At 28.4% G+C, this 9,245-nt stretch carries 13 protein-coding genes and 2 pseudogenes; 9 read left to right on the top strand and 6 right to left on the bottom strand.

All coding sequences use genetic code 11. The features are described 5' to 3' along the window. A pseudogene (locus KPL44_RS24475) lies at positions 1 to 198 on the top strand (phosphatase PAP2 family protein); the annotation flags it as partial. Between the two features lie 68 nt (positions 199 to 266). After that, on the top strand, positions 267 to 1,574 hold the full coding sequence (locus tag KPL44_RS24470) for a VTT domain-containing protein (RefSeq protein WP_216255915.1): 1,308 nt from the start codon (positions 267 to 269) through the stop codon (positions 1,572 to 1,574). Between the two features lie 163 nt (positions 1,575 to 1,737). Here KPL44_RS24470 and KPL44_RS24465 read toward each other — a convergent pair whose 3' ends face one another. Together KPL44_RS24465 and KPL44_RS24460 are read right to left on the bottom strand one after the other, a co-directional pair. Continuing rightward, entirely contained in the window at positions 1,738 to 1,947 is a 210-nt protein-coding gene (locus KPL44_RS24465) for a hypothetical protein (protein ID WP_216255913.1), read from the bottom strand. 11 nt (positions 1,948 to 1,958) lie between these two features. Beyond that, complete coding sequence (locus KPL44_RS24460; RefSeq protein ID WP_216255911.1) at positions 1,959 to 2,156, bottom strand: hypothetical protein; 198 nt, start codon at positions 2,154 to 2,156, stop codon at positions 1,959 to 1,961. A gap of 267 nt (positions 2,157 to 2,423) precedes the next feature. On the opposite strand from KPL44_RS24460, the gene KPL44_RS24455 reads away from it, so the two are divergent. Beyond that, on the top strand, positions 2,424 to 3,278 hold the full coding sequence (locus tag KPL44_RS24455) for a glucosaminidase domain-containing protein (RefSeq protein ID WP_216255909.1): 855 nt from the start codon (positions 2,424 to 2,426) through the stop codon (positions 3,276 to 3,278). A 191-nt stretch (positions 3,279 to 3,469) separates the two neighbouring features. Here KPL44_RS24455 and KPL44_RS24450 read toward each other — a convergent pair whose 3' ends face one another. After that, a complete protein-coding gene (locus KPL44_RS24450; RefSeq protein WP_216255907.1) occupies positions 3,470 to 3,607 on the bottom strand; it encodes a DUF3006 family protein in 138 nt (45 codons plus the stop codon). 5 nt (positions 3,608 to 3,612) lie between these two features. On the opposite strand from KPL44_RS24450, the gene KPL44_RS24445 reads away from it, so the two are divergent. After that, on the top strand, positions 3,613 to 4,410 hold the full coding sequence (locus tag KPL44_RS24445) for a DUF4885 domain-containing protein (RefSeq protein WP_216255906.1): 798 nt from the start codon (positions 3,613 to 3,615) through the stop codon (positions 4,408 to 4,410). Between the two features lie 125 nt (positions 4,411 to 4,535). On the opposite strand, the gene KPL44_RS24440 is transcribed toward KPL44_RS24445, so the two are convergent. After that, positions 4,536 to 4,736: a hypothetical protein gene (locus KPL44_RS24440; RefSeq protein WP_216255903.1), complete on the bottom strand. Its 201-nt coding sequence runs from the start codon at positions 4,734 to 4,736 to the stop codon at positions 4,536 to 4,538. Between the two features lie 335 nt (positions 4,737 to 5,071). On the opposite strand from KPL44_RS24440, the gene KPL44_RS26155 reads away from it, so the two are divergent. Together KPL44_RS26155 and KPL44_RS25645 are read left to right on the top strand one after the other, a co-directional pair. Beyond that, the gene (locus KPL44_RS26155) at positions 5,072 to 5,308 is read left to right on the top strand and encodes a replication initiation protein (RefSeq protein ID WP_216255922.1); all 237 of its coding nucleotides are present in this window, start codon (positions 5,072 to 5,074) and stop codon (positions 5,306 to 5,308) included. Between the two features lie 335 nt (positions 5,309 to 5,643). Then, positions 5,644 to 5,754 (top strand): annotated as a pseudogene (locus KPL44_RS25645) (ATPase); the annotation flags it as partial. Between the two features lie 299 nt (positions 5,755 to 6,053). Here KPL44_RS25645 and KPL44_RS24430 read toward each other — a convergent pair. Both KPL44_RS24430 and KPL44_RS24425 read right to left on the bottom strand, forming a co-directional pair. Then, positions 6,054 to 6,215: a hypothetical protein gene (locus KPL44_RS24430; RefSeq protein WP_216122096.1), complete on the bottom strand. Its 162-nt coding sequence runs from the start codon at positions 6,213 to 6,215 to the stop codon at positions 6,054 to 6,056. A gap of 211 nt (positions 6,216 to 6,426) precedes the next feature. Continuing rightward, complete coding sequence (locus KPL44_RS24425) at positions 6,427 to 6,774, bottom strand: hypothetical protein (protein WP_253201935.1); 348 nt, start codon at positions 6,772 to 6,774, stop codon at positions 6,427 to 6,429. A gap of 405 nt (positions 6,775 to 7,179) precedes the next feature. Here KPL44_RS24425 and KPL44_RS24420 point away from each other — a divergent pair, with 405 nt between their 5' ends. From KPL44_RS24420 to KPL44_RS24410, 3 genes are all read left to right on the top strand, one after another. Next, positions 7,180 to 7,482: a hypothetical protein gene (locus KPL44_RS24420; RefSeq protein ID WP_216255900.1), complete on the top strand. Its 303-nt coding sequence runs from the start codon at positions 7,180 to 7,182 to the stop codon at positions 7,480 to 7,482. 664 nt (positions 7,483 to 8,146) lie between these two features. After that, positions 8,147 to 8,893, top strand: a complete 747-nt coding sequence (locus KPL44_RS24415) for a hypothetical protein (RefSeq protein ID WP_216255892.1) — start codon at positions 8,147 to 8,149, stop codon at positions 8,891 to 8,893. A 25-nt stretch (positions 8,894 to 8,918) separates the two neighbouring features. Further along, a complete protein-coding gene (locus KPL44_RS24410; RefSeq protein WP_216255890.1) occupies positions 8,919 to 9,098 on the top strand; it encodes a hypothetical protein in 180 nt (59 codons plus the stop codon). The last annotated feature ends 147 nt before the right edge of the window (positions 9,099 to 9,245 follow it).

Genomic DNA, 9,245 nt, shown 5'->3' with positions numbered 1-9,245 from the left:
TCATTATTATTATGTTTTGCCAGAGTATATGTTGGACTTCATTATCCATTGGACATTGTCGGTGGAGCGATAATAGCTTATGCCACATATAAAACAATACAAAAATTCCCTAGGTATTTTGATTATATAACTAACTTTGCGTTAAAGATATGGGATATGATTGTTTTTAAAATTGAGGATTTAAGGAAAAAAGTTTAACTATTGATGCTTTAAATTGGTGATTATATAAAGATTCAATCTAATAAGTTAAAAAAGGAAGTGGTATTTTGTATTCTGTATTAGCATTAGTTAATCATTATGGATATATTATTTTGTTTAGTTCTCTAGTTCTTGAATTAATTGCATTTCCTCTTCCAGGTGAGCTAATGCTTACATATTGTGGCTTTCTTGTTTATCAATCTAAAATGAATTGGGTTATAGTTATCCTAATAGCTACTGCTGGAGTAATATCAGGTATTACGATAGCTTACTTTGTTGGTGCTAAATTAGGTACGAGATTTTTTGAAAAATATGGTTCATATATACATCTTGGACCAGCTAAAATTGAAAAAACATCAAAGTGGTTTGAATCATCGGGAAATAAATTATTGATTTTAGCATATTTCATACCTGGTGTTAGACATATTACAGGATATTTTTCGGGTATAACAAAAATTTCGTATAGAAGATTTGCTTTAAATTCATATTTTGGAGCCTTGCTGTGGACTACAACTTTTATCACATTAGGTAAATTTCTAGGTCCGAATTGGGAAAAATTTCACAGTTATGTATCAAAATATATGATTATTGGCAGTTTAGCTATGTTTTTAATTTTAATTATCGTCTACACCTATAGAAACCATAAACAACAAGTAATGGAACTTATATATAAAGTATTAGATAGAACTATAATCACATTTCATTCTATGGGAAAAATGAAAGTCGCAATAGCTGCTGTAGCAGTTGCTTTTTTAGGCTTTTTCGCTCTTGTAGTTGGTGTAATACAAGATTATTTGGCACATGAATTTGATCAATTTGACATTGTTGTATCTTATTTAGTAAAAGCAATTTTCAATTCTAAATGGTCAATGTTCATTGAGTCATTTCAATTAATAACATCAATTAGGGTCTTAGTACTATTAACTATTTCCATGATTATATGGATTATAAGAATAAATAAAAATCGTATCCTTGAAACGCAGTTTCTACTTATTGTAATTGGAGGTGGCGAGGTTTTACAAGTTGCATTAAGGCATATATTTAGAAGGTTAGGACCTTCAGCAATAACGATACTAGGAAGTAATCAATATACTTTTCCAAGCAATCAATCTTTAATGGCAATTGTTGCATATGGTTTCTTTGCTTTTTTAATACTACGCCATACAAAGATAACTTGGTTTAAAACGGGGGTATTAATTATAACTTTATCTGTTTGTATATTTGCGGGTTTAAGTCCTATATTTTTTCAAACTGAATATCCAAGTGATGTTTATGCAGGATATATTTTTGGTGGAGTTTGGTTGACTATAAATATTATTTTATTAGAAGTTTATCGTATAATACCTAAAATAATATGGAAAAGTAAACAAAGGTGATGTTTGTTTGGTGGAATTCTATCTTTAATAGGTACATTTGTTATATACTCTTATACAATCTATACCCTCATTCATGCTCTTTTGATATGCAATAAGTCTTTATTTTACTTCATAAATTATGTCTAATTGAGAATATGCACTCCATTTATGCACGATTTTTCACTTAATTACAGTTATCTGGGTTTTTATTTTTTTCTTGGTTAGATAAATATTCAGACTGAGAAGCAATTGTCGAAATATTTACCCCCATACTTAATATAAAATTACCTATGACATTCTGTTGGTTAACATCAAGGTCTTTAGAGATTATAACCGCTACCGTGCTTGCTAAGGTAGCTAATTCATAAGGGGTGAGTTCTTCTATTTTTTTCATATATACCTCTTTTAAAAATTATTATATTCATTTTCCTTTTGCTTTTTAAGATTTTCAGTCTTAACAGCCATTATACTCTGCGCGATATCTTGTATAAAATGACCTACTAAATTTAGTGAATTAGCATCCATGTTTTTAGAAAGAAAAGCCACAAGCTCCGTTGTAATTTCCGTTAATTCGTAAGGGGTGCAATCTTCTGATTTTTTCATATAATCTCCCCACACCTTAAATAAATCACTAAATAATTAATAGTTTTATATTTATATATATTACAAAAATAGAATATATATATCATATATATGAAAATTATATTGTATCAAAAGTATCCATTCAAAAGCGGAATTACTTAGTTAAATTTAACTAAATACTTAACAACGCATATAAACCAATGCTTTAATAAAATAATTTCCCACAAAATCTAAAAACTTCTCCCTTCCTCCATATATATAAGTAAAACCCTAAAGGAGGAATCACCAATGGACAAAACCCAAATAATAGAAAGTCTAATCCCAGGAGCATTACTATCATATGAAAAATACAATATCCTTCCATCATTAACCATAGCTCAAGCAATACTCGAAACAGGTTGGCTGCAATATGTTAAAGGTAATAATATCTTTGGTATCAAATGGAAAGAAGGCTGCGGATATGAAGTTCAAGAATTTAACACCCATGAATTTATAAATGGAGTAAGTACTCCCATGGTGTGTGAGTTTAGAAAGTATGATACGCTCGAGGCAAGCATCCTGGACCATGGAAAGCTTTTAAGCTTTAGCAGGTACAAATCTGTAATAACATCTAAAGACTATAGGGAAGCTTGCCAGAACGTCTATAACTCGGGTTACTGTACAGACGAGGAGTACCCTGAAAAACTAATAGCTATAATTGAGCAAAATAAGCTTTATGTTTATGACTGCGCTCCTAGATCTGAAAACACAACTGATGAAGATATTAAATATCTACAAAAATGCTTAAACTCTATGAAAATAAGAGATGTAAATAATAATGTTTTAGTTGTAGACGGAGCCAGTGGTCCATTAACCATAGGTACTATTAAAAAGCTTCAGCAAATACTTAACCTTTCTATCGATGGTATATGTGGACCTGAAGTATTATCTGGAGTTAAAGCTATTATGGAAAAGCCTCTATGTAGTATTAATTCTACGGAAGATAAAACAGCTATAAGATATATTCAATGGAGAACTGGCAGCGCTATCGATGGTATTTATGGAAATGAAACTGTAAGACTTGTTAAGGAATATCAACGAAGAAATAAATTAGTGATTGATGGAATTGTCGGTAACGTTACTTGGCAAAGCTTACTCTCTTAAACCTACAACAATATATGTAAATAAACTTGTAGTAATTAACTAACTACAAGCTTGTTTTATGTAACGCAAATATTAAAAGTAGCTAAGATTAATCTTAACTACTTTTTCATTTTTCTATTATACAAGATCATTTTAGATTATCCTTGGGTTTTTCATTACTCCCATAAATCTTCAGTTAATACCTGAATATCTCAATGTCTTTTTTCAGTTTCCTCTATATCAATAACAATTATATTGTTATCAATAACGAGTACATCGCCCTCTTTAGCTTCATAAGGCAAGTCACTACTGTTAATATCCATTATAGTTTTATCTTCTTTTTCACACATCGCATATGAACCATCATCCAAATGATGTTATAGATCCTAAAAGAGCTAGTGGCGAAGGTTTTTCAAAAGAAAAAATGATATCGCTACAAGAAATACAGACAAAAGCAGAACATGACGCTGGAAATACAAATTATAACGTTGGTTATGGTGATAAACCATGTATAACTTATGAAGGTGGATATTCCTGGAGTAATGGGATACAAGATGAGGCTTATCATGTATATAAATGGAGAAATTATGAAAATGATAGATTAAGCAATGTATTAAAAGACAATAATATAAAACTTTCTCCCGATGAAAAAATATCTATAAGTATAGATAAGGATTTAAACATATCGGTTTCAGGACTTAATGATAGTCAAAAAGAAAAATCAATTGAAGATACTTTAAATAACCACAGTGTTTCAGGCAGAAAGTATGCTTGGGCATTATTGGAACAAGTAAATGGTGCAAAAAGATTTAATGGACTTGAAGATCCACTAGAAGAAGAAAAATATATTCTTTATGATCAAGTAAAGAATATAACTGGAGTAGACATAAATAATTTAAAGTTTGATGAAAATGGTGAAATAATTGGAGGTAATAACGAATTTCAAAAACTTATTAATGGTTCAGCTTCTATAGGCTTACAATCAACAAAATCATTTGTATCAGATTTAAAGAAGTTACTAACTTATGGAACTTACAAAGTAAATGATATGAGTAGAACAATTGATTTTCAAAACAATGAGCTAATAGATAAAGATGTTCAATATGGCTTTGGAAAAGATCAATTACAACCATGGTTTGACTCTTTTACATAATATTAGGTATTTTAAAAGGTAAACAATGTATTTATGTAACTTTCATTTTACTTAGTTAGCAACGTTTTTGGGTGTTTTCGGATAAAATATGAAGAATATGTCTTAAGTAAAACTAAATATTATATTCATTTTTTAATATGTGCATTTTTAAATCTTTTAAATACTTCAACAGAGACCAAAACGAATACTATTAACATGAAACTGCCATCAAAATAATGTTTGCTTTTTATATTCAGTATCCCCACCATAAGTGAAATAATAGCAGATATACTCAGTGATATTTTACCTTGATCTTTATTCTCATTTTCTTTTTTTATAATAAACACTCACCTCAATATAATGAATTCGGACATATCTCAGTTCTAGAGGGCCTAATTATTCTAAATTATAGCATAAATTATACCTTGTGCAATATAACCACCAGCCTGAGCTACTACATGAGGCATATATTGTGATAAATATTTTGTAACCGCACTCTTAACTTCATCAAGTGGGCTCAGTAGATTTTATTATTTGATCTAGTTTATCCTTTGTTAATTACATTAATTTTACGTAATTACTGTGATAATATATTACCATACTATGGAATTGGAGGTAATTAAAGAATGTATTATTATTTAAAAAATTTTGAAAATAGTAATGGTAAGGTACTGGTTGGAGAATTGATAATTTAGATGAATTAAGGTCTAAACTAGAATGCCATAAAAGTTATAATGTTTATTATGAATTTAAAAGACTTGCTTTAAATCCTGCTTATGAAGAAATAAACGGAAATAGTGATATTCAATTTGAGTATGAAGAAATAAAAACTAAGAAAAAAGTTACTCAGTTAAAATTCACTATAAAGAAAAACAAATTTCCTCAATTAGTTTCTTTAAAGACTCACATTAGTTCGTGAAATTCTACATCTAAGATCTATTTATTAGTATATCATTATAATAAATATAATACCTGAATGTAAAACCAAATAACACTTTTGGTGATAATATTTCCGCGTTAAATTGCTGTAAGCTCTAAAATTTTAACTTGGTATAAGTGGGATGGTGAAAGAGGGTTAACTACAGTAAAAGTGGAACAAACAGATTAGTTAAAAAGTATGAAGAGAGTATACCAGCTTTTTTATGATAGAAGAGAAGTGGTTAATAATAAGGTAATAGTTTAATATAATAGTATATTGGTATATGATATTATATAAATAGTTTGAATTGGAGGTATTAGATATGGAAATTAAAAATAAAGAAATATATTTTACAAGGAATATCATTTAACCAAGAGACCACACTATCTGGTAGAAGCATAATAAAAAATATAAGGATTGCAAAAGATAATGGATTTTATATAGTTTAGATATATGATAGTAATTTTTGAGAGCATTTAATTTTAGGTGTTTTTTATCTGTTGAATAGCAATCAAGGGATGCAAAGATGAAGCATAACAAAGCAAAAAGTATAGCAAAGCAAATTGTGGTTACAATTTGTTCACTAAGATTGGGGTTTTTATGAGCGAAATGAAAGACAAACTCAAAGAACTGTTAGAACTATTTGATGGGTGAGGCATCAAGAAAAACTTCTGTTTTTTATTCAAATATATTATAAGAATATTTAAAATTAATTTTTTCAATAAAAAAAGCTTCATGCCGAAAGCTATGAAACTTTTTTTAGATTTAATTCATTGTCATTTTTATTAAAGATTTCATTGTACAACATAATAGCATCCTTTGATCCACCTGTACTTACTACATAATTTAACACTCCAACATTTCTCATATTCTCTTTACTAAATACCTTCTTCAATAATTTTATCATAAAACAACCTCCTATTAACTTTTATTTATAATATTATAATACCCCAGTTAAATAAAAGTGTATATGGTGTAAATTTACAGATATCGTTTCATATTATGAACATTTAGTTAACGATGTGTTAATATTGCATATATAGCTTGAAATTATTCGAGAAACCGTATTCAAAATACTATTTTAAATAATATCTTGAATCCATTTTACAAATTTGAGTTTATTTTATTATAAATTCAAAAATTGAAAACACCAAAACAAGTATCATAGCACATACACTAACTTTATCAACTTCTTTATTTTTCTTCCAATACTGAATGGCTTGAATTAACATTGACACACCCAACAATGGAACAAATACATCTGTTCCAATTTTCCAAACACCTAAAATCTGCGTACATACAAATATTATTATGCTTATAGAACAAATATTGCTAAGTACATACAGCACTTTTTCATCTGTTTGTTTTTTACTCCATTGTTTTTTACTCCAGCTACCATTGCTAAGTACAGACAGAGATTTTTCATCTGTTTGTTTTTTACTCCCGCTACCTCTCACTTTTCCCATTGTAACTCCTCCAATACGATTAATTATTATTTTATTATCTAAAACGCAATAATCTTCAAGTTCATCATAAAATACATATTTAACTATAACATAATTACCATAAATTAAGTATATTTACAATTCTTTTGAAATGTTCAATAGCCTCAAGTTGAAAGTAACTCAATTGGTATTGTGTTACATTCACTTTATTTTTTGATAGATAAAATAAAACATGAGGGTGTATAATTGCCCTTGTATGTTAGAAAATAAAATATTATTATTAAATTTTTACTCACATTACAATTAACTGTTATACTGATTACATTTATTATATAATTAAGAGGAATTTATTATGAACGGTGAAGGTAAAATGAAAAGAAATAAAATTTAACTATGGAATAAGATCTGAATAGAGGTGGTGATAATATGTTTACAGTTTTAGTGTTTATAATTAGTTTTATAGGTATAGTTGGATTAATAAAGTTGAGTACAAATAAACTTAGTAAGTATATAATTAATAAAATTACCATTGACAATATTGACTTTAACTATATAGAAAAAATACAAATGAGATTTAGTAAAATAGTTATGTGTTTAGATCCTATTTTTTTAGTTTTGTTTATGTTTACTGAATCAATGACGATATTAGCTATTATGACGATCATAAATATTATACTTATAATCTCTATGGGAGGTTTTTCGAAATTAGAAAGTAGTTTGAATAAATAATTGTGTTTATATCCCGTATAATTAAACAAGAACACAACGGTAAAAAATATATAGGAAGTGACTTTATGGTTAAAAAGAAAGTTGCATTAATTAAAAAAGAGATTTAAAAACCATGCAATATAATAAAGTGCTATAGTGAATACTCCTTCGACCTATTGGTATTGCATTAAAATAATGGATTTGCAAAATACACACTATTTGATGTGCTAATTCATACCTATGCACCTCAAAAGAGAACATGTTGGCCTGAGATACATTTCATATTATAAGTTCAGGCTTAGTTTATTTTTTGTAATATTATCAAGATAAATATGAGTACATATTTTAGCAAAATAAATTGTGGTTACAATTTGTTCATGTGCCCCGGGTGATTTTATGAGCAAAGCGAATTTGCTACATTCAATGTAACAAATCAATGATATGCTACATTGAAACTGAAAATTTTAAGGAATATGCAATAGACCCAATGTGAAAGTAACTCAATTACTATTGTGTTACTTTCACTTTGGGGCTATTTTAATATTACAAAATGTCTTTTCGTGTAATAAAACGTCTTTTCATGTCACAAAAAAGACGTTTCATGATTTTTGGATTGTATTATAAACTTTAATGCAATATGCTGTTAATTAAGGAATAAAGGCCTTTTATTTCCAAAAAAAATATTATGAACAAAGGAATGAATATTAATATGCATAAAAAACTAATTGCATTATGTTTAATTTGTAGTGTTGTAGGAAGTAGTACTATTGCTTTTGCGACTACAAATAATTCTACATTAAGTAATGATACTTCAATTCAGAATACTACTAGCACTACAATAGCGGCTAACCAACTCAAGGTAAACCCATTAAGCCAAGCTAGTATTGACAAGGTAGACAAATATGTAGTTGTAGAAAACAATCAATTTGTGTTAAAATTACCTATTAGTATCCAAAATCAAATTTCAATATCAGAATTAGCAAAAATTAATGAAAGAATTAAACAATCAAATGATAAACTTAGAACAGTGACTAGAGATAACTCTATAACTGTGAATAAAAATGTTATTAATGTTTTACCTGTTACTAGTTTACCCGAAACTTCAGCTATTAGCACTATGAGTATAGGTAGCTATGAAGGTGTAACAGCGTTCAACGTTTATTGGTGGGGATATGGACTTCGTTTAAGCAAAAGTGTAATGAATACCATAGATATAGCAGCAAAAGCTAGTGCTAAGTACGGAACAGGAGCGGTGATTATCGTATTACAAAAATATTTTCCATCATTACCAGGAGCTCTGGCAGGTTACGTTGCAGGAATTTTGGTTTCTAGAATAAAGGTGACCCCAGGAAATTACTATGCAATGTGGGCTAAGTCGAATTTAATGGGTCAAAATCTTACAACTGGTTATCAGTACTCAGGTGGTTATTAGTACTAAATGAAAGGGTGGTGTAAAAATGAAACCGAGAAATATGATAGGTTTGTTTCTAACCATTGGTTGGTTTTATTTTATAGTATTTTTTTGTAGTAAATACTATGAAAGATACTTAAATACCATAAGTTATTTTATAATAACTACAGCTATATTATATATAGGTGGTGAAATAATTGCACATTTTACGCCAAATAAAAAATAATAGATAAAAGTGCAAAAAACAAAAGGGAACAATTATTTTGAACTGCCCCCTGTCAAGTAGACAGTGGAAATAATTAAAGATTTCAAGCAAGGCGTCTATCATTTGGTAGGCGCTTTGTTTATGCTGCATTACCTAATAGATATCGCT

The sequence above is a fragment of the Clostridium sp. DSM 17811 genome (assembly GCF_018861905.1).
GTDB classification, from domain to species: Bacteria; Bacillota; Clostridia; order Clostridiales; family Clostridiaceae; genus Clostridium_AD; species Clostridium_AD frigoriphilum.
Note: the sequence above shows the minus strand (reverse complement) of the source record. Positions and strands in the feature narration are given on the sequence as shown.